Origin of the sequence: Bacteroides salyersiae (assembly GCF_031172035.1) — a bacterium.
GTDB classification, from domain to species: Bacteria; Bacteroidota; Bacteroidia; order Bacteroidales; family Bacteroidaceae; genus Bacteroides; species Bacteroides salyersiae.
This window is the reverse complement of record NZ_CP133452.1, coordinates 2364385-2386251: the sequence shown is the minus strand read 5'-3', so window position 1 is coordinate 2386251 and position 21867 is coordinate 2364385. Positions and strand designations below refer to the sequence as shown.

Here is a 21867-nt window from a genome sequence, read left to right as displayed (position 1 = left end):
TAAGATTAATAACCATAAGAATTTGACAGATATCCTTTCGACTCATAGATATCTTCATAATAGATTGCATATACATGACGATAATTACAGGTCTTGTTTCCTACTTCATATTGCACAAAACGACTTGATATTTCAGAGCCATGCTGTAACTCGCCGAACAAAGAGGAATAATCATAATCAGCCATCAGACCGGTAGCCGCTAACAGTACCTTCACCGGGCCGTCCACATGTGGTGTCTTGTCTCCCTTTTCGGGTTTCTCAAAATTCTTGGAACACCACTTTGCTTCCTGATATACAGTTTCATCCGGGTTAGCCGGCAATTCTTCATAGAAATTAATCGAGTTTATGTCGATAAATTCGTTGTCATCTTTAAACTTATAATAGACCATTGTAGGAATATCAGCAGGCTGATAAGTTTTATCGAAAATGGTCACAGGCTTCGAGCCATCCATCATGTAGCAAAGAGCGCGCTTCATATCTTCAATCTTCTTGTCGAGCAATCCCCAACGCACCAAGTCCTGTTTACGAATGGCTTCTCCACCGAATTCCCAGGCACGTTCATTAACAATCGCCTCAAAGAAATCGGGATCATACTCTTTAACCTTAGGAGAACCGGCACCAAAAGCTCTTTCGCGTACCTGCTCCAAAGCCTGACGGGCAGAGATCTTTGCTACCGTGCTTACTTCATCCGCACCTACCAATGCATTACGAGCCTCGGCAAACATCAGCAACACATCGGAATAACGCATCACAATCCAATTGATACCGGTAGAGATACGTGAATTTGCCGTTTTATGCATGGATTTATAAGTATCATTCGTCCAGAAGAAGTTCCATTTGCCCAGCATTACTGTCAGAATATCATTTCCCATCTTCTCTTTATTCTCTGAGGTATAGCTGAACCACGTAGCACCATAATCACGGCGCAGGTCCTCTCTGTCGAACGAATAAAAATAGTAACCGGTAGTAGCTACATAAGAGCCACCGAACCCACGGCTTCCGTATTGGGTATTCGCCCCTAACGAATATCCCATCAAAGAACCGATATCCCCGTTCTGTCCTAAGCCAAAACCTACTTCAAACAGATTCTCATTAAACTTATTATAATCCAGATGGCAAACAGTTTTCCAGATATTGCCAAAGTCAGGATCCAAAGCATGAGGATTTTCCGGATCACCGATCATTTCGGCACATTGTTGTTCGGCGATCTCATAAAAGTCTCTCCAGTTCTTAGGACGGCCTACGTAATACCCATTTATCTCTTCTATATCCGGATGATGTTCCACATTGGCATCCGAGAACTGATTACCGTCACGAACAGACCAACCACCGGCAAAAAGAGCAATACGTGCCAATAAACCTTTGGCAAACCCTTTCGTTATCCGTTCACAATTGTATTCGGATTCTTCGCCCAGCCATGGCAAATACTCAATGGCTTCCTGCATATCTTTTACAATGGCCGCATAGGCGATGTCTTTGTCCGTCTTATTCATGTACACATTAGACAGGTCGGATTTGGACGGTTCGTCTTTGAAAGGGATATCTCCCCACCAACGCAACAATTCGAAATATCCCATAGAGCGTAATACTAATGCCTCCCCCAAATACCGTTTCATCACATCCGAGCTACCCAATAATGAAGATTTACGGATACCATCCACCGCGGTACTGGCCAGTTCGGTCAGTTTAAACAATTCCCCCCATTGAGTAGTTTTGTTATACCAGTTACACCAGAAGTTTCCGGCTCCGGAGTCACCGGTTTTATCAATATATCCGGTGTCGGAGAATCCACGATTGGTTTCGATGTCCGAAACTCCCTGCCAGTTTACCGACAGTTTCTGTCCATAAGCATACGTACCGCACAAAGAAGAGTATATACCCATCAAAGCCGCTTTCGCCATAGACTCCGTTTCAAAAACCACCTCACTGCTTTGCTTGGAAGGAGAATCCGTATCGAGAAAATCGCTGCACGAAGTAAAGGTCAATGCTCCGCACAATAATATAGATATAAGTTTTTTCATCGTTAATAGTTTTTAGAATGTTACATTTAAACCAAACACATAAGAACGGGCTTTCGGATAAGCAGAATTATCGATACCCGGACTCAGGTTACTTTTCGAAGTACTGACTTCGGGATCCTGTCCGCTATAAGCAGTCCAGCAGAACAGGTTGTTTCCGGTAGCATAGACACGCAGATTCTGTACACCGAACTTACGGGTAAATATCTTCGGCAATGTATAACCGATAGTCAGGTTACTGAAACGGAGGAAAGAACCATCTTCAACAGCCCAATCCGTCAGGATGGTTTGTCCCATAATAGGACTCCAGATTCTGGCATTACGGTTCAGTTCCATCAATAAATCGGGGTTAGCGTTGTCTCCATAAAAAATATTGTTTCCGGTGGCGGGATCAATCGTTGTAAAACGGTTCTCAAGACTCATAAGAGAGCTTACGTTCTGATAACGTTTGGAACCGGCATAAGTCGTAAAGTCTATCTTATTCGCATTTAGAATATCGTTACCATATGACCAGTTGAACATAGCCGCCAGATCGAAATCCTTCCATTGCACATTCAATCCAAAACCACCGGTATGCTTCGGAAGTGCATTTCCGATAACTGTACGATCCACATCTGGGTCAATTTGCGTTCCTTCACCTCCGAGTTTTCTCAATTTGATGTGTCCGGGGCCAAAATAACTGCCACTGGTGGTAATGACACTCGAACAATCGGGCACTCCTTCATTAATCACCCATTTCTTGGTTTCCGGATTGTATGTGAAATCATCGAACGAATACATACCGTCTGTCACATAACCGTAAATCAGTCCTAATTCCTGTCCGACAAAAACACGATAATCGTCTTTTCCGATATCAGCACTACTACCCGAAGAGTGAATCATTACAGAATTGCCATCCAAAGCATCGACACGGTTTCTGTTGAAAGCAATATTGAAGTTGGCAGCTATATACAAATCCTTCGTATCGACAATAGTTCCGTTCAACGACAATTCGATACCCCGGTTCGTGGTCTGCCCTAAGTTCTGGTACTGATTATCGTATCCGGAATTGGAAGGAAGATTAATCTGAAGAATCAAGTCCTTCGTGATATCCTTATACATATCGACCGTCACATTCAACCGGTTATTAAACAAACCGATATCCAAACCGGCATTAGCCGAGTATTTAGTTTCCCATGTCAGATTTTCATTACGTAATGTCTTCGAGGGTTTCAATGCACTCTCCACTGATTCATTCGGATAATATAAGTTCTTGGAAGCACTTTCAAAGCTATAATCCTGACGCCAATAAGAACTTACGCGGGCATTACCTACGGTACCGTAGCTCAGACGCAGCTTCAAATTAGAGAGCCAATCCTGCGTGTTCTCCATAAACTTCTCCTGCGAAATTCGCCATGCAGCAGAACCACCGGGGAATACACCCCATTTTTTACCCGGAGCAAAGACGTTCGTTCCATCAGCACGCATATTGAACGTGAACAGGTAGCGGTCATCGAACGAATAGTTTACACGTCCCAGGAAAGAATTCGTACGGCTCGGCTCGCCAATTGTCGTATACGTAGGTTGTGCCGATCCATAATTCCACATCGCCAAGATGTTCTCTGCAGTAAAATCTATCGGATAGAATTTTGAGTACATCTTCGTTTCATTCTTCTGACGGTGGTTGTACTCCAAACCGACCATTGCATCGAATTTATTCTTACCAAAAGTAATCCCATAGTTCAGGCGGCTTTGCACAGCCCATCGGTTTCCCTTCCAGTTCTGACGTTGCGCCACCGGTTGTCCGGCATTGCTGGCAGCCTCACCGGTATTGTTCAGCCAGATATTATCGGTATCTTCAAATTCAAATCCATACATCCCTTCGGCACGTAAAGACAGTCCTTTGACAATATCCCACGTAAACCCTCCATTATAGATATTGGAGAATTTATTCTGTTGCTTATACTCGTTTACAATATTATAATAAGGATCATTCAGACTGCTGATGTTCTCCACTTCATAACCATTATTACCCAAATCATCTTCAGTCAAACCATCGAGCGTACTGATAGGAGGGTATTTCACCGTATCTCTCAACTTCTTTCCTCCCGATACACTCGGACCATCGATTACGGTTTTACTCAGTTTCATGTTGAAATCGAACTTCAACGCCTTGTTTATGTTCTTCTTTATCTTCAGGTTCAAATTATCGCGTTTGAAGCGAGAAGTATTCATAATATAAGTTTCATCATCGTGCGTATAGCTCAAGCTATATTGCAAATCCTGCGTACCGCCGGAAATAGATAAGTTATATTTTTGCTGTACACCGGTGTTACCGAACATTTTTTCCTGCCAATCGGTCCCCTCGGACGCTTTATAAATTCCTATATCCTCCCACACTCCATAACGTCCAAAGAAAGCACCGCTCTTATTGCTCGGATCGAGCTCGCGTTGGTAATACACATATTCATAAGGAGAAAGTACATCATACAGATTATATACACTGCTCAAACCGACTGAAGCTCCGAATTTAATTTCCGTTTTCCCCGCCTTTCCGCTTTTGGTAGTGACAAGAATAACACCGTTGGCACCCTTCGCACCATAGATGGCAGTAGAAGAAGCATCTTTCAATACATCGATCGATTCAATGTCACCGGGAGGTATATCATCGATATTGTCGACTTGGAAGCCATCCACGATAAACAACGGAGAGTTATCCTGCGTAATAGAACCACCACCGCGTACACGGATATTAATGGTAGCATCCGGCGAACCTTCGGTAGTAACTACATTTACACCGGCAAGGCGTCCGGTAATCGCACTTGCGGCAGATGTAACGGGAATATCTTTCAGCGTTTTTGCACCTACCGAAGCAACGGAACCGGTCAGGTCTCCCCGTTTGCTCGTACCATAACCGATCACTACGACTTCATCCAAAGCCTGGGCATCATCATGAAGCACTACCTTGATTACTTTTCCGGTAGCGGCATCTACCTCTTGAGTTGTCATACCGATATACGATATCACCAACTTCTTGTTTTTACCGGAAACATTCAGAGTGAAATTACCATCCAGATTTGTAATAGTGCCGTTCCCGCTTTTCCCTTTTTCTATTACGGAAGCACCGATAATCGGTTCACCTTCGGAGTCAGTCACAACTCCCTTCACCGTGATATTCTGCGCAAACAACCCCAGTGGAATTGTCAGAAGCATGAGTAATAACCACGCAATACGCCTGTTCTTCATTTTACAAGATTTTCGTTTCATGTTAACAATACTAAATTGATTATGTCGCAAAGGTCTGTAATTTACGAGAAGCGATGGAGGAATATTTAGTAGAAAGAGGGCATTTTTTTGACCTATAGGCATAAAAAAGAGGATATAACAAATGTTACACCCTCTCGTATTATACCGATCAATAATTCCTATATAATGGCAAACAGTCTAATCAAGGCTTTGTTTATGAGCAATTTATCCATATACATTTTGTCCCTGTTCAAAATTCTACCAGAATGCGGAATATTTTACCCGGTGCTTCTATCCACTCTTGCATGGCTTGCAAAGCAAGTTCGGGTTTCACTACTTTGGAGATCAATCGGTCGGTCGGGAAATTTCCTTTCTTCAACAAGTTGATTACTCCACGGAAGTCGGCCGGTAAAGCATTGCGCGATCCGCAAATATTCAATTCCTTCTGAACAAAATATTTGGTTTGAAACGCCACCTCGTTTTTAGCATAACCGATACAGACAACCCTTCCCGTAAAAGCAACTTCATCGACTGCCATCACATAGGTGACCGGACTACCTACCGCTTCGATTACCACATCCGGACCGGAACCTCCGGTCAGTTCCATCAAGCGGGCATGCACATCTTCTGTCTTCGAATTGATGCCGTGAGTCGCTCCAAGCCTGGCGGCCAAAGCCAGTTTCTCGTCATCTACATCCACAGCTATCACATCAGCACCCCGCAAAGCCGCTCTTACCACAGCCCCCAAACCAATCATACCGCATCCGATCACCATTACCGTGTCGTTATCGGTTACCTGTGCACGCGATACCGCATGGAAACCGACACTCATCGGTTCGATCAACGCACAATCACGGGGTGAAAGGCCGATAGCAGGAATCACTTTAGTCCAAGGCACAGCAACATATTCGCACATCGTTCCGTCACGTTGTACACCAAAAGTTTCGTTATACCGGCAAGCATTCACCTTTCCATTCCGGCAAGATGCACATTTACCGCAATTGGTATAAGGATTTACCGTCACACTCATACCCGGCTCCAAACCGGCCGGGACACTTTTGCCTACCGCTTCGATCACCGCCCCGACTTCGTGTCCGGGAATGATCGGTAACCGTACCATCGGGTTTTTCCCTAAAAAGGTATTGAGGTCGGAGCCACAGAAACCGACATACTTTATTTTAAGAAGAACTTCATCCTCCCCCGGCACCGGTGTATTTATGTCCACCACTCCAAGTTCTCCGGGCGCACTGATTTGTATTGCTTTCATTCTATTTTTCTATTTTATGCTTACTATGTTAACTTATCCGAAGCTTCTCATTCCGACATGTTCTTTATATAAGGCAGTTTTTTCAGATTCTTGAAACCATAAAAAGCCTCAGCATTCCGCCCCAAGAAAAGAACTTTCTCCTCCTCTGTAAACAAATCCGATTTCAAGATAAAATCGTATGACATGCGATACGTTATCGCAGTAATCGTACGGGGATAATCCGATCCCCACATCAACTTTTCCATCCCCACCAGACCGGCAGCTTCTTTTATGGCTCTCACGGCACCGGTGAACGGATAGAACTCATCATTGAACAGCCAAGTGATTCCTCCCGATTCAATCCGGACATTCGGGGCAGAAGCCAGCCGGATCTGCTCTTTCCAATCTTTACGGGTCACCATGCCAAAATGTCCGATCGCTATTTTCAGATCGGGACATTCGGCAATGACCTCCCGAAGTTCCTCCGTCTGTAAAGCTCCATCCGCCAGATCAATCGAAAGAAGGATGTTTTTCCTCTCCATCAGATGAAACATTTTCATCATCTCGTCCGTATTCAGATAAACACGCCCTTTCGGAGTCAATAAGCGTTGGGCAGGAATCTTAATTGCTCTAAAACCGGAATCGATCAGTTGCCGGGCTTCTTCATAGAAACCGGGACGACGGAACTCACACATCCCGCAAACGAAAAAACGATCGGGATACAAAGCGGAAACTTCACGCAGATACTCATTTTGAAACCCGTCAATAAATTCCTGTGTCACTACGGCAGCCGATACCTGTGCATAATCCATATTCGACAAAAAGACTTCTGCCGTATTTTTCCCGTCGATCATGAAAGGAGGAAGCATCTGCCGCAATTCTCCCATAAACTCCGAACGGCCATTAGCCAATGCACGTATACGCATCCCGTCCACTACCGTGTCTTGTTTCAGCCACAAATGAGAGTGGGCATCTATAATTCTCAGATCATTCATATTGCAGGTTTATCTTATTCCTGTTTCAGTTTCCGATTACGAATTGGCCCAACTCACATAACGCTGATTGCCAATAATTTCCTGAACCTCCCTTACTAAATCCCAATCAATGGGCTCTTCGGCAAAAGCGATATTCCTTAAAACATTATCCGGGTTGGCCGAACTGAATAAAGTGGTCGCAATACGCGGATTACTAACAGCAAACTGTATAGCCAGTTTCTCAATGGGATACCCTTTGCTTTCACAATGCGCCACCGCTTTCTGACAAGCCTTGACCAGACGTTTTGGGGCCGGATGCCAATCCGGTACTCCCCGTTTGGAAAGCAACCCCATCGAAAGAGGGGAAGCATTAATGACACCAACCTGTTTAGACTCAAAATAATCCAGGAATTCGGTCAGCCGGTCATCGTTCAGACAATGATGGCAAAAACTGAGCACACTTTCTACCGTGCCCTCGGGCACACAATCAACCACCCACTTGAGATTCTCCAACTGCAAATCCGTAATACCGACATGACCGACAACACCTTTCTCACGAAGCCCCACCAAAGCCGGAAGAGTAATATTGACCACCTGTCTCATATCCGCAAACTCCACATCGTGCACATTTATCAAATCGATGTAATCGACATGAAGACGTTCCATACTTTCGTATACGCTCTCTATCGCACGTTTCGCCGAATAATCCCACAGATTTACTCCATCCTTCCCGTAACGTCCCACTTTAGTAGACAAGTAATATTTATCACGCGGAATATCTTTCAGCGCCTTTCCTAATACAATTTCCGCCTTATAATGTCCGTAATAGGGCGATACGTCAATAAAATTCATCCCATTATCGACCGCCGTGTGTACAGCTTTTATCCCCTCTGCTTCACGGACATTGTGAAATACCCCGCCCAGGGATGAGGCTCCGAAGCTGAGGTTTGATACCTTCATTCCGGTTTTTCCGATTTCATATTGTTTCATCACTATTCAGTTTGTAAAATTTGGTTTCAACGGTAACTTACCCGTACTTCATCCTTCGTATCGATCCGAAGACGGTATTGATTACCGCCCAACTTCTCGACTTTTCCGATATTCGATTTAGGAGTCTTTCGCGATGTAAAGTATAAATATCCCTTCCCTTCTCCGGCTTTCACTTTGATGTGACTGGTATCCATATAGACCGAGATATCACCGTTCGGAGTAGGTACACTTCCTTCCATCCATTTCAGACCTCCCAAGTTGGGAGCGATACGAAACTCACGGTATCCTGCTTCCTCGGGAGTAACTCCTAAGTAATACTTTCCCAACAGATAAATGGGACTGGCTCCCCATGCATGACAAAGGCTTTTTCCGTAAGGACGTCCATACATGGCAAGATGCTGTGTACCGGTCTCCTCCGGATTGTACTTCTCCCAAAAAGAGGTGGCTCCCTCGCGTAACATTCCACCCCAATAATCCTTGATCTCCTGCATTACAAGTTCCTGTTCGCCCAAAGCGCACAAGGCTTCCAACTCATAAAACCGCATGTAAGGGGTAGTTATCTTCAATATAGAGTCATTGAGCAATACATTCTGTTTAATGTCTTCCTGCTTCCCGGCATCCGAATACCCGAAAATAACAGAAAACATATTGGAATACCGGGTTACGGATTTGCTTTGAATGCCATCGATACGATTGTGTACCATTGCTTTCCGAGTGTCATCCCAAAAGAACGGTTCCAGTTTTGCACGGAGGGAAGTTGCCATGCCGGAATATCTGTCCCGGTCGTCCTGCTGATCGAGTAAACGTGCGCAAAGTGCCATCGTTTCCAGACTTTTGCATAAAAGTATCTGTTCAAACGAAAGTTCCCCCTTCTTATCCAAATACCCGTCTGCCCAGTCTACAAAAACCCAGTCGCCAGCCAATCCTTCCACCATACCATTCTCATTGGTACGCCCCAACACATACTCCATCATCGTCTGCATACGCGGATAGATTTGAGCCACAAAAGCTTTGTCTCCGGTATACATATAATAATGATAAATACTCAGAAACCAATAAAAAGTATAATCCATGATGGTATTGGAATGGCTGGTCACCGGATCTTTTCCGCGCAGTAACCAAATAGTACGTTTCACTGCATCGCTGTCGAAAAACAGGTAATAATTCATCAAATAGCTCTGAATCGCATCCCCGCTCCATACCCAGCGATCACGCTTAATGCCGTCGATAAAGAATTCACGGGTAGTGAGATGCATTGTGTACGCACCTACCTCCCAGATACGGTTGACTTCTTCATCGTTGCAACGGAAAGCCCCGCGATATTCAACGGGAAGATATTCGTATTCCATTCCCACATTATCGAATTGTACGTCCGGTTCTTTCTCTATATATACATAGCGGAACGCTTTGGAATTACCCAAACAGAAATCTCCTGCGGCGGAAATTTCGTTAGTAGCCAAATCAATTACTTTGCCTGCCCGGAGTTGGATTCTGTCAAGCGTTTCGCAATACGCCGTATCCAGCGCCTCCTCTTTACTTTCACCATAATAAAGGCTTAAACTCCCCTTTCCGGAAAGATTCTTAAACGTTATATAGCCAAAGGTTTCTTTCCCGAAATCGAGCAGTTCCCCTTTTGAACTCTTTTCACGGGAAACGGCCTGCAACGGTTCCCGACACAGCATAAACTGAGAAGGACGCTGATCGGCCCGGTCAAAGTTCCAGTATCCGGCATTCATGTAAACAGTGGCCGAAGTATCACTGGCTTTTCCACTCTCGTCAATCCACTCTTTATCCTCATAAGTAACTTTCCAGGAAGAATCGGAATGGATAGTCTTTCCTTCGACATAAATGGCGGGAGGAGTTGCCTGATTCCAGACTTTGATATTCAAATTGTGTTTTCCGGCCGGAAGTGTCAAAGTGGACGGCATACCGAACTGTAGTTTGCCATCCAGTTTCACATTGTATTTTCCTTCAGCCGTAATGAATATGTTTTCAGCACGTTCCAAATCCACCTGCTTGCTAAACTCGATCACCACATAATGACTGTCTGTCTTCCAGAAAGGCGGGAAAAAAGCTCCTCTCTCCGTCCGGCGGTTGTTCATCCGGTTACCCAGCCATATTTCATAATCGCCGGGGTACCATATCCAAGTCTGTGCCTGCAATACAGCAACATAGAACGCAATCCCCACAAAACTTATTATCTTTTTCATCGGTCGGCTTTTTTTATTAAGTATTTATATTTTTCAGTCAGGCCGGCATTTCTCCGGATGCTGTCAGACACCATCGGACCGTTATTCTCCCACACATTACCGGGACCGTTGGCGTTCTGCAGAAACTTTTCGCTCTCTGTCCAGTTGTCTTTTACTGTAATAAAAGAAGAACCTTCGTCTGTATACAGATAAAACCAATGATTCGGATCGTGTGCATAACCGGGTGAATAAATACTGTGAACACAGTTTTCCGTCAGGTAACTTTTGGGCTGTGCCCCCAACGTATAGATACCGGCAACATCATACATATGTTTGGCATAATGATGAATCAAGTTGGCATGTACCCGATTGTTACGCATACAATTCACAGTTTGCGTCCATCCCCATCCCAGACTGATGCCCGAATAAGAAACTTCACAAATTTCATTGTGCTCGATATTAATATCGGCCACATAGCCGGCACAGATAGCCAGACATCCCCAATCTTCGTTAGTGACATCGGTAAAATAGTTGTTCATGACCTGCAAATGGGTACAAAGTTCACGACGGTCGGCAGGATCATAAGGATAGTGCGTCTCATGTCCGGCGGGAGAGAAGCTACCGGCTACTAATCCGTTTCCTGCAATATCGCGAAAAAGACATCCTTCTACTTTTCCGCCGTACGTTCCCATCTTATAATCCAAAGCTGTTGAGCCGAGATGTTCAAAAGAGCAATCCAAGAAATCGATGAAGTGCCCTGCATGGATCTGTACTGCGGCAGCAGGACGTCCCAACCACCCTTGATTATCCAATTTATGGTTCCGGTAATCGCGGATCATCTGAGGCCGGAGTTTATAAGCATCCGTCAGATACATGCCGGCCTGCAAAGGGACGTGTCCCTTAAGGGAAGGACGCATCCAAGTGGTATATCCGAAAGTAAGATTATCAAAGCGGATATTCTCCACCGGCCGGTCGAGTGTACCTTCTACCCGGACCAGAGTCTCCAATGCAGGAACAATTACTTCCGCCCGGCTCATATCTTCACCGGAACGTGGATAATAATATACCTTACGGGAATAAATATCATGAAACCATTCTCCCGGTTCGTCTAAAAGTTCTTTTGCATTGGTCAGATAAAATGCCGAGTTGTGTCCGTCCGTAGTGACCATAGGACGCGGCCACGGGTGAGCAAACTGGATACGGCTCTCCGGTTGGTGAAAACGAACCGCAGCCGAATCTCCGTGTACTTCAATCGACTTTATACGCAGATAGGCTACACACCACATCTCATGCAATACCATCTCCGGACGGGGAGCCTTCAGTATCTTTTTCACCGCAGCCGTAGGAACCCAAAGAATTTCATTGACAGGATCATTACTTAAGATACGATACATCTTTTCAAAATCAGAAACATCACGTGCCCGGATTGCTTTCTTACCGTTTATCCAAAGCTGCCGAAAATCCAAAGGATACCCATTAAACTCAGGAACATCGGCTACCCATAGTTTACCTTGCTTTTTCCAACGGGTGATAGACATGCCACCATGTAACACGGAAGCCTCCTCTCCCATTCCTCGAATAATAGTAGGCGAATCGGCCGTACCGCTGTCTTCCGGACGAAGAAAAATCGGCTCTGACAAAGGATATGCTCCATTTTCCAGACAGATATGGATACCATCGGCTATAGCCGGATCGGACAAGCGGCGCCATTCACGCGCCTGTTTCAGTGCTTGAGTCAGGGTCAATACCGGAGCTTGCCGAGTTCCCGTATTAAGATCGTTTCCATGAGGAGACACCCATATCTCTCCGGCAAATGCGGAGGATAAGGAAGAAAAAAGCCCCAAAAGAATTCCAATGCAAATAGACAATTGATATTTCATATTTTTAGAGTTCATTGTTATAAAAAGAAGACGAAAAAAGACCGATTTTGTAATCACTTTTACGAAACGATTCGATAAGTTAGCCAATGAACCAAACCCGATACAATGCATACAGCAGGTAAACACCGTGTTTACGACAAGTATGAACCGTGCTTACGACAAGTATGCACCGTTCCTACAGCAAGTATACACCGTCCTTGCAACAGGTATGCACCGTGCTTACGGCAACGCTATGCCGTACTTGCAATAGTTTTGCAGTATAATATGTGGTAATTTCATAGTATATACAGCCGGAATACCAAGTACTCCGGCTTAAATATCATCCATATAGAAGGAGGGGTTTATCGTTCTAAAAGCATCCAGACAGTCATTTCACTTTCTCCCCGATTGCCCCAGGCATAATAGGGAATCAAGCGGATAGGAATCCGATCACCGTTCTCCGCCACCTTGCGATATAGTTTACCTTCCCATGAATCACTGTCTACAGAATGAGCGATACCGTCGAGCACAGTAACCCGGCTTCCCGCAATTTCCGTTTTGACAGGAGAAAACTTTATATCGGCAGGAATCAGAATATCATCGATCCTTTTTCCGGCTTCGACATCCATACTTTCAAGACAATATACCACAGGGCCACGTTTGACAGCCACTTGATTGCGCGTTTCCTCCACCAATGGATGCGATTCCAATAAAACCGGTTCCATACCCATCACAAACGCTACCCGGTCTCCCTTCTTCCAAATACGTTTTATTTCGGCATACGTACCGGCTTTCAAATCGGTCGTAACGGGAACATCATTCACTGCTAACGTAGCTTTCGTACACCATTCCGGCACACGTAAAAAGAGAGACAACGGTTTCTTCTCCGGCACCTCTTTCAGCGTAATACTAACTGCACCATCCCAAGGATAATCTGTCTCTTGTAATAATTGAATATGATTTCCCATCCATTCGGTATCGAGTTCGCTGCCACCATACAGATTGCACCAAACGCCCTCATCGCTCAGCGTATAAACATAATTCTGAACTTCACACAAGGTACGGAGCGTATTGGGAGGACAGCAAAAACAACTGATATATTCCGTCCGTTGCTTCGGCCAGCGAAGAGTATAAGGCAGATCGGCACTGATCCGTAACGGATTGGTATAGAAATAACGTTTTCCATCCAAGCTGATACCACTCAATATGCTGTTGTAAAGGCAGTTTTCTACAATATCGACATATCGGGCATTACCACTGGTCTGAAACATACGCCAATTGAAAAGCAGATTACCTATATTTGCACAAGTTTCATTGTGTGCCGTACTATTGGGCAGTTGGTAGGGACGGCCATAGCTTTGATGTACTTTCTGTATGCTATCCGGCTCATAACAAGTGCCATCCGGTGAGGTCCCGTCATAAAGGGCCCCACATGCACCGGTGATATACATTTTACGGGAAGTAATATCCTTCCAGATACTTTCGAGATTCTCCATCAAGAGCTTCTCGCCTGTCTCCGCATATACATCGGCAACACCCGCATACAGATAATTGGCACGGACGGCATGCCCCATTGCCTGCTTCTGGGCACGAAAAGGAATACGGTCCTGATTGTCATCCGTCCCGTTTTCAACCATGCCGCGAATATTTATCAAATTCCGGGAAAGCTCCAGATACCGGGGATTTTTCGTTGCACGATACATTTCCACTACACCCATATAATGAGAAGGGCAAATAGCATTACGTGCCAATTCAGCCGAAGCCGTTTCATAAAAATGGCAAAGGAAATCGGTCGCTTTAACGGCAGCATCAAACAATGTACGTTTTCCGGTAGCACGGTAGTGAACGATTCCCGCCATCATCAGATGTCCCAAATTATATGTCTCGAAATTCAGACGGTTGGCAAAAGCCCCTTTCTCATCTTCATCTCCTACTTTCGTACCGATCACCGCCTGCCGATGCGCCTCCGAATGCGAATCGATTCCCTTGTTCCGTTCTTCGATAATCACCGGAGTATGGATATACCCATCAGCACGTTGTGCTTTCACAATGGTTCCGATCACATGATCCATCAGCTTGTCCAATTCCGGATCTTTATTGACGGCATATATGGCAGCTACCCCTTCCAGCCATTTATACAAATCGCCATCGTGAAAAGGTGGTCCCCAATGCTCACCTTCGCATGTTCCGGCAGCTATCTCAAAATTACGAAAGCCATGACTTACATCCGGATTATTCCATGTATTCCACATACTTTGCAGACTCGTATGGCTAAACACCCCGAAACGTTCTTTCCAAAAACCGTCTGTCCATTTCGTCGCATCGAGAGGGACATTGGTAATACCTGCATATTTACTTTCACTCATGTCTATCAAACCGGAGCTTTGAGCGAAAGCACCGGTTGTCAGTACGCAAGCACAAAGCAATGTTCCCTTTAAAATCTTCGTATTCATATCTATAAAGTTTAGAAGCCTCTCCCCAAGCCTCTCCGTCGGAGAGGGAGTACAGATACTCTTGTTTATTAATTAGTTACAAAACCAACTTAGCTCCCTCTCCCACGGAGAGGGTTGGGGAGAGGCTTTATTTTTATTATAATTGATCGACGTCTAATTCTACATATTTAATTCGCTGGCGTCGCCAGGTATATACAATATGGACCTTACCATCCTTACCTTGAATCACGGACGGATAAGAATACTGGCTTATCGGGCTATCTTCCAATACAACCGCAGCATCCCAAGTCATTCCATCTTCGGAAATAGCAACGCTCAAAGGAGTACGTACTCCTTTACGGGTTCCCGGCAGTGCTCCGAAATCGTTATATACTAACAGGTGACGACCGTCTTTCAACGTGACAGCATCCGTACCGGAGTTATTGTTAACCACCTCCGTCAACCGCAGCTTCGTCCATGAGTCCCCATTGTCTGCGCTCCAGGCTTCCGCTAATTTTCCGTTCCGGGTACGGCAAAGGATTTGTAGACGACCGTCTTTATGCTTCAACAAACTCGGCTGAATAGCATAAATAGGTTTCAGATTCTTGTCACGAACCACCTCTCCGCCTTCCGGATCATCTTCCTCTTCTGCTTTACCGGCATTACTCCCTCCCTGATGCTGGGTCAATAAAGCCAGATCAGCTTCCAATGGTCCTACTTTACGCCAAGTCTTCCCCCGGTCGTCCGAAATTTCAAAATGAATTCTCCACCCGTTCTCACCTTCTGTACTCGAAGGACAGATAATGCGTCCATTGATATATTCGGGCTTGTTCTTCACTGGTCCCAAGAAACCGTCCGGCAACTTCTCGGGAGAACTCCAAGTTTTGCCACCGTTTTTAGAACGTATCAGCCATCCCGTCCAGTTGGCTACCTTATCTCCCCTTTTATAAAAAAGCATCAACTCGCCTTTCGGTAGTTGAAACAACACAGGATTCCAGCAGGCTTCACGCAAAGTCGGTGTAATTACCCCATCAGCCACCTTTACCGGAGGCGTCCACACATCACTTCCCTTTACTTTTCGGCAAACCCAGATACAGCAATCAGGATTCCTTTCCTTCGTTCCGCCAAAAAAGGCAGCTACCAGATCTCCTTTCGGAGTCTCGGCAACAGTTGCTCCATGACATTCGGGAAAGGCGGCTTGTTCATACAAGAACTGATCCTTCAAAATAGCCTTGTGCCGGGTAGGTATCTCCACATCGTAATGATAAGTCCCTGACCCCAATGTCTCCACTTTTCCATCGGGAAAGTAGACTTCAGCCGTGGTATTGACAGGAATAGTGATGTCCCATTGCAGATGAGTCAGCGTCTTGTTCCAATGGCTCTCCACCACCCCGTAAGGAGTTTTATAAGAAGCATTCACCCGGCTCACACCCTGTATCTCAAAACCGGGCTTCATCACAATCTGCTTGAAACCGACCTGCTGACGGCTACTCCGGATTCCTCCCAAACTTTCGTAACACCAAGAAAGTAAATCGCCCAACAACATAACATGATTGCCACTGTTCATCTCCGGACGAGCCGTATTTCCATTCCATAACTCCCAGATAGTGGTAGCTCCTTGTTCCGCCATATATCCCCAACTGGGATAAGTCCGGTTTGAAGCAAGCAAATAAGCGACATCGGCATAACCTTTCCGAGTCAACTCACGCAATAACCACTGTACTCCGATCACTCCGCAACAGATATGCCCCCCATTTTTGGTAATGATAGCAGTCACCACATTCTTTACTACTTCCGGTATATATGGTTTCGGTACCAGCCCGAAAGCCAAAGGCAAGATATTGGCAGTAGCTGTATTATTGCCATAATAAATGCTATCCGGATAAAGCGGATGACCTGGCACGGGTGAAGTTCCCGTTTTTACTGTCAAGAAACGGGCATTGAAAGCATCTTTCATCTTCCGTTCCAATGCTCCCCATTGGCGGGCTTCTTCTTCCAAGCCCTGCACTGAAGCAAAACGATGCATCAGTTGTAACATCTTCAGATAATAGGCCGTTGCAATCAATGAGCCGTCCGTCTTACGCTCTGGATCCCGACTATGGATCAATTCTAATGATTCCGGTGGAAGGCACCAGTCGCCATATTTATCTTTTGTCAGAATAAAATCCTCCGTCATATACTCCTCACGCATATGTTTCAACCAACGTTTCATGGCATCATAATGCCTTTCTATCGGCTGTTTATTGCCATACTGCGTATACATCATATCACAAGAAAGTAAAAGAGCTGCGGGCCACGTCATATTATCCGAATAATAATTCCAGTAAGCCGGAGCCACATCAGGGATACAACCGTCTTCACGTTGGGCATCACAAATATCTTTTGCCCATTTGGCATATAACGGACCATTCCCGAACAGATAGCTTTCTCCCCAACATCCCATTACCCGATCGCCCAGCCAAGGCTGACGTTCATTACGTTGCGGACAGTCGACCGGCATTCCTTTATAATTGGATAGAATCCCCCAATAAGCATTCCTGTAAATCCGATTCAACATACTGTCAGAACAAGAGAAAGTTCCCAAATGCTCCATCTCGTCACTTACTACTTCACCTGTAAAATCAGTTAACTCGGGAGAGGGATACCCCGTCACCTCCACATAACGAAAACCATGATAAACAAAGCGAGGTGCCCATGTCGTTTCTTTTTCAATCCCCCGGCATATATACGTATCAGTCACCCGGGCATCCCGCAGATTGTCCATATACAATTCACCGTCGGGTTGTAATAACTCGGCAAAACGAAGCCGGATGCTGTCTCCTGCCGCCCCTTTTATTTTCATTCGTATCCAGCCGGCCATATTTTGTCCCATATCCAAGATATACTTTTCACCGATTTTATGAATGGCCACAGGGGTGATACGATCTACCACTTTCATATTAGGCGTCATGGACGCCCGCAATGTACCTGTGGGAACACTCACCCGTTGAACAGGCAACCACGACGCATCATCATATCCTATCTTATTCCAGCCATCCATTTCTTTACGGGCGTCATATTCTTCGCCATCATATTCATTATTACTGCGGATAGGACCGTCAGCCGTCAGTTTCCAACTTAAATCACTGGCAATGGTTTCCGAACTGCCATCCTCATACTCCACGATCAGATTAAGACGCATTTTAGGGTATCCGAAATTAGCGATCTTATAAGGTTTGTAATTCTGACGCATCGTATAGAAACGACCGTTACCCAATGTCACGCCAATCGCATTTTTATTTTGTGTAAGCAATGAAGTGACATCAAAACTATTATAAAGAATCGTTTTACGGTAATCTGTAGGAACCGGTGCCAATACTTGCTCTCCTACTCTTTGCCCGTTTATAAACAGTTCGTACAATCCCAGTCCGGCAATGTGGATAGTGGCCTGCTTTACCGGTTTGCCCACCATAAACTCTTTACGAAGATAACGCGCACTCAATCTGCTCCATTGTGTCTCGCTATCCCACTCGAAAGCTTTATCCATACCGATCCAAACACCTTTCCAACGGTTTTCCGAAAGCAACCCCATAGTCCACATGGAAGAGGTGCTCCACGGGGTTTCACCGGCAGTAGTATAACTCTTTACTTTCCAATAACAACGCATGTTGCTTTTCAATTGCTTTCCGGCATAAGGTACCCATTGAGAATCCTCACTCTGCACTTTGCCGGAATCCCAAAGATCTCCTTCGTTCTTATTTAATTTTTCCGGTGAAGAAGACACCAGAATATGATAACCCGTTTGCATTACATTTCTCTCCGTCGACGTAATTTGCCAACTCAAACGGGGAGCCGGAGCATCGATACCCACCGGTGCCACTAACTGCTCTGTTCTGATTTCTGTAATAACCGTATCCGCCCGTAACTCTTCACATAGAAAAAAAAACAATAGCAAAGAGAGGGAATAAAAAAATTTGTTCATAATTCGATGTTTTATAAAAAGTCAAGAAAGTAGTTAAGTAGTTAAGTAGTCAAGTAGTCAAGTAGTCAAGTAGTTAAGTAGTAAGTAGGAGATAGACCGGTGAGTTATTAAGTAATCAAGTAAATGAGTGGCTAAGCAAAAGTAGGAGATAAGAGATAAACAAATAATTGATAATCTGTTATTAAACAACGATCCACAGAATAAATCCATCCTACTTGACTACTTAACTGCTTGACTACTTGACTACTTTCTTGACTACTTTCTTGACTACTAATTACAATCACTGTCCAAGTGTCCTCCAATCCTTTCCAATATAATTTTTATCGGTATCGATCGCAATAAGTACCTGATCATTACCACTCATATAGCCGGCATCATATTGGAAAGTAGTTATCTTATTATCATATTCGCCGATGTAAGTCAACTTTCCATTTTTGGTGTTATACCACCATACATTTTTCTTTGCACCACTGATCTTGGTCAGGTCGATCTGCATCGGACGGCCGGTATAGTTGTAGACCATCAGATAATCATTTCCCCGAGTGGCTATGGCACGGTCATAACGTTCACCGTTTACTCCGGCAATCACACTCTGATCGGGAATACGCTCGAAATAGGGAACACTCAACATCAGACTCTTCAAATATTTCATCTGATTGTATCCGGGATCTTTCAATGCATCCACCCATGTCTTTTTAGAACCGTCTGCTCCAAAAGCACCGATCACTCCGGGTTTAATGAACTGCATAATATCGTTATGACCATAAGTATGCCCGAATGAACCTGCAAAAACCGACCAATAAGCATAACGCCGCACATCACCATCATGCCAGCGAGTCTCATTCGGATCATGAAGTCCCTGGGGAATATCTTCATAGACCGGCTCACCGTCGATCACCGGTTTCATAGGTTTCATAGCCATACTGCGTTCTACAAAACGCCAGTTATCCTCTTCCGTATTTTCCTCAATCGGATAATCACCATCTCCCTTACGTTGTCCATAACGCCTGTGCCCACTCTGAAACATATTGAAATCCAACCAGTCCGCATTATTAAACCATGCAGCCGAAGTGGTTCTTCCCCGTGGATGGAAAGTCATCAGATGATGAGTATCAATGTCCCGGATAGTACGAGCCAACGCTTCCCAAACATCCGTCTTCACATCTCCGCGTATATCTCCACCGATCATCCAGACGATATTGGGTGCATCTTTATAGCGTTCTGCAAGAAATTTCCCATAGGCCTGTGCTTCTTTCACATTCATTAATCCGTCATCGACAGGTGTCCCCCAAATGCACACCATACCAATATAAATTCCTTTCTTCTCGGCTGTTTTGATAATATAATCCATATGATCCCAATAGCCGTAAACTCCTTTCTTGTCGATGTTTTTGAAATTAAATCCATCAGGCAATGAATATTGGCCGTATATATTGATGGAAGGAACCTGATTCATGGTCTGTATCTGCACCACATTATATCCGGCCTGTTTACAGTTCTCCAGATAATAAGCGGCTTCCTCCCGGTTCAGACATTCCGGCAGCAACCATCCTGTTTCTCCCAGCCAGAAGAACGGTGTTCCGTTTTCATGTTTCAGATAACGCCCCTCTTCCGAAACGACCAACCTCCCATTTTCCCATGGCAACCGTTCTCCCTTCTTTTGCGCAGCAACGTTCTCACCGAATAAAGACAAAGCCAATAAAACCAGCCAGCTAAAAAAAAACTCTTTTTTATCCATTAGTTGTTATATTACGTAATTATTTATGGTTTAACTTTTCATATTCGATAGCCGCAAGAATAAAACTTCCTACGGATTTAGGATCGTTCTCGATAACCGGTTCAGATATATAATATTCATAACTTCCGTCCCGATATACCGGTTCGCCACCCAACCCGGCTACCGCACAGCAATTCGTTATCGTATAAGAGCCATCCTGCTCCTCTTTGATGAACTCCTTCAACATACCGTTGAAAGCCCTGTCTGTCATCGTTTTATAATCCGTAGAGATATATCCTTCACGAATAGCCTTACTAAAGAAATAGACAAATAAAGCAGTAGCCGAAGACTCTAAATAATTTCCTTCGCTGCCACCTTTGTCGATTACCTGATACCACACGCCCGTCACCGGATCCTGATATTTTACTAATGAAGCCGCCAGACCGTTGATCAATGTCAATATCGTATCTCTTCCGGCCGTTTTTCCGGGCAGATAATCGAGTACATCTACCAAAGCAGCAGCATACCAACCGATACTACGGCTCCAGAAGTTCGGTGAGCACCCCGTCTCCTTATCAGCCCAAGCCTGCTCACGGCTTTCGTCCCAGCCATGATAATACAATCCGGTGGCAGGATCATACGTTTTACGGGCTATCAAAGTGATCTGATTCACGACATCGGCAAATACTGTCGTATCACCAAACACCGTCCCATATTGTGACAGATAAGGAGAAGCCATAAAAATGCCGTCCAGCCACATTTGGTGAGGATACCTCTGTTTGTGCCAAAAACCGCCTTCCCGGGTACGGGGTTGTTCCGCCATCTGCTTGCGCAACGTGTCCATCGCTATTTTATACCGACTATCGCGTGTGCGTTCATAAAAATCAAACAATATCTTTCCCGGATTCACATTATCAATATTAAATGAAAGATAATTCATCGTCCGTATCCTTCCGCTTTCATCAATCAGACTATCGGCATAGATCTTTGCATATTCGTAATAAGTACTGTCTCCTGTATGTTTCCACAGCTCAAGCATAGACTTTACCACCAGTCCGTGTGTATATCCCCACCGGGGTTTCTTTGCTTTCTCGATCATCCAGGGCTCCGGGAAACGTTGTATCTCCGAACGCGCCATTTTTACACTCCAAGTCTCTTTTTCCTCTTTTCCACCATTCGTACAGGATATGAAACCTCCGATCAGCAAGAGAGGAATTATCCATTTAATCATCTTTTTATCCATATTTGTCATCTGA

At 44.8% G+C, this 21867-nt stretch carries 11 protein-coding genes; all 11 read right to left on the bottom strand.

Features of this window, described 5'->3' with window-relative positions:
- Positions 1–5: 5 nt before the first annotated feature.
- Positions 6–2021: a RagB/SusD family nutrient uptake outer membrane protein gene (locus tag RB604_RS08620; RefSeq protein WP_055293578.1), complete on the bottom strand. Its 2016-nt coding sequence runs from the start codon at positions 2019–2021 to the stop codon at positions 6–8.
- Positions 2022–2033: 12 nt separating this feature from the next.
- Positions 2034–5243 (bottom strand): SusC/RagA family TonB-linked outer membrane protein, encoded by a 3210-nt coding sequence (locus tag RB604_RS08615; RefSeq protein WP_007478646.1) that lies wholly within the window; start codon positions 5241–5243, stop codon positions 2034–2036.
- 250 nt (positions 5244–5493) lie between these two features.
- Entirely contained in the window at positions 5494–6510 is a 1017-nt protein-coding gene (locus tag RB604_RS08610; protein ID WP_055293576.1) for a zinc-binding alcohol dehydrogenase family protein, read from the bottom strand.
- Positions 6511–6557: 47 nt separating this feature from the next.
- Complete coding sequence (locus RB604_RS08605; protein WP_055293574.1) at positions 6558–7484, bottom strand: amidohydrolase family protein; 927 nt, start codon at positions 7482–7484, stop codon at positions 6558–6560.
- A gap of 36 nt (positions 7485–7520) precedes the next feature.
- Positions 7521–8453, bottom strand: a complete 933-nt coding sequence (locus RB604_RS08600; RefSeq protein WP_021935378.1) for an aldo/keto reductase — start codon at positions 8451–8453, stop codon at positions 7521–7523.
- Positions 8454–8479: 26 nt separating this feature from the next.
- Entirely contained in the window at positions 8480–10663 is a 2184-nt protein-coding gene (locus RB604_RS08595; protein ID WP_007478649.1) for an alpha-L-rhamnosidase-related protein, read from the bottom strand.
- On the bottom strand, positions 10660–12522 hold the full coding sequence (locus tag RB604_RS08590; protein WP_055293663.1) for a right-handed parallel beta-helix repeat-containing protein: 1863 nt from the start codon (positions 12520–12522) through the stop codon (positions 10660–10662). Before RB604_RS08590 ends, RB604_RS08595 begins: the two co-directional genes overlap by 4 nt.
- Positions 12523–12863: 341 nt before the next feature.
- On the bottom strand, positions 12864–14954 hold the full coding sequence (locus RB604_RS08585) for an aceric acid hydrolase (protein WP_055293572.1): 2091 nt from the start codon (positions 14952–14954) through the stop codon (positions 12864–12866).
- Between the two features lie 136 nt (positions 14955–15090).
- Positions 15091–18894: a family 78 glycoside hydrolase catalytic domain gene (locus tag RB604_RS08580; protein ID WP_055293570.1), complete on the bottom strand. Its 3804-nt coding sequence runs from the start codon at positions 18892–18894 to the stop codon at positions 15091–15093.
- A 280-nt stretch (positions 18895–19174) separates the two neighbouring features.
- Positions 19175–20632, bottom strand: a complete 1458-nt coding sequence (locus tag RB604_RS08575) for a glycoside hydrolase family 140 protein (RefSeq protein ID WP_007478653.1) — start codon at positions 20630–20632, stop codon at positions 19175–19177.
- A 19-nt stretch (positions 20633–20651) separates the two neighbouring features.
- Positions 20652–21854, bottom strand: coding sequence for a glycoside hydrolase family 88/105 protein (locus RB604_RS08570; protein ID WP_021936489.1), 1203 nt, complete (start codon positions 21852–21854; stop codon positions 20652–20654).
- Positions 21855–21867 lie beyond the last annotated feature (13 nt).

What these genes read in the sequence shown, in the direction of transcription:
- RB604_RS08580 (WP_055293570.1), bottom strand. Translation starts at nt 18,894, where the DNA reads ATGAACAAATTTTTTTATTCCCTCTCTTTGCTATTGTTTTTTTTTCTA.
- RB604_RS08615 (WP_007478646.1), bottom strand. Translation starts at nt 5,243, where the DNA reads ATGAAGAACAGGCGTATTGCGTGGTTATTACTCATGCTTCTGACAATT.
- RB604_RS08620 (WP_055293578.1), bottom strand. Translation starts at nt 2,021, where the DNA reads ATGAAAAAACTTATATCTATATTATTGTGCGGAGCATTGACCTTTACT.
- RB604_RS08585 (WP_055293572.1), bottom strand. Translation starts at nt 14,954, where the DNA reads ATGAATACGAAGATTTTAAAGGGAACATTGCTTTGTGCTTGCGTACTG.
- RB604_RS08570 (WP_021936489.1), bottom strand. Translation starts at nt 21,854, where the DNA reads ATGGATAAAAAGATGATTAAATGGATAATTCCTCTCTTGCTGATCGGA.
- RB604_RS08600 (WP_021935378.1), bottom strand. Translation starts at nt 8,453, where the DNA reads ATGAAACAATATGAAATCGGAAAAACCGGAATGAAGGTATCAAACCTC.
- RB604_RS08575 (WP_007478653.1), bottom strand. Translation starts at nt 20,632, where the DNA reads ATGGATAAAAAAGAGTTTTTTTTTAGCTGGCTGGTTTTATTGGCTTTG.
- RB604_RS08595 (WP_007478649.1), bottom strand. Translation starts at nt 10,663, where the DNA reads ATGAAAAAGATAATAAGTTTTGTGGGGATTGCGTTCTATGTTGCTGTA.
- RB604_RS08605 (WP_055293574.1), bottom strand. Translation starts at nt 7,484, where the DNA reads ATGAATGATCTGAGAATTATAGATGCCCACTCTCATTTGTGGCTGAAA.
- RB604_RS08590 (WP_055293663.1), bottom strand. Translation starts at nt 12,522, where the DNA reads ATGAAATATCAATTGTCTATTTGCATTGGAATTCTTTTGGGGCTTTTT.
- RB604_RS08610 (WP_055293576.1), bottom strand. Translation starts at nt 6,510, where the DNA reads ATGAAAGCAATACAAATCAGTGCGCCCGGAGAACTTGGAGTGGTGGAC.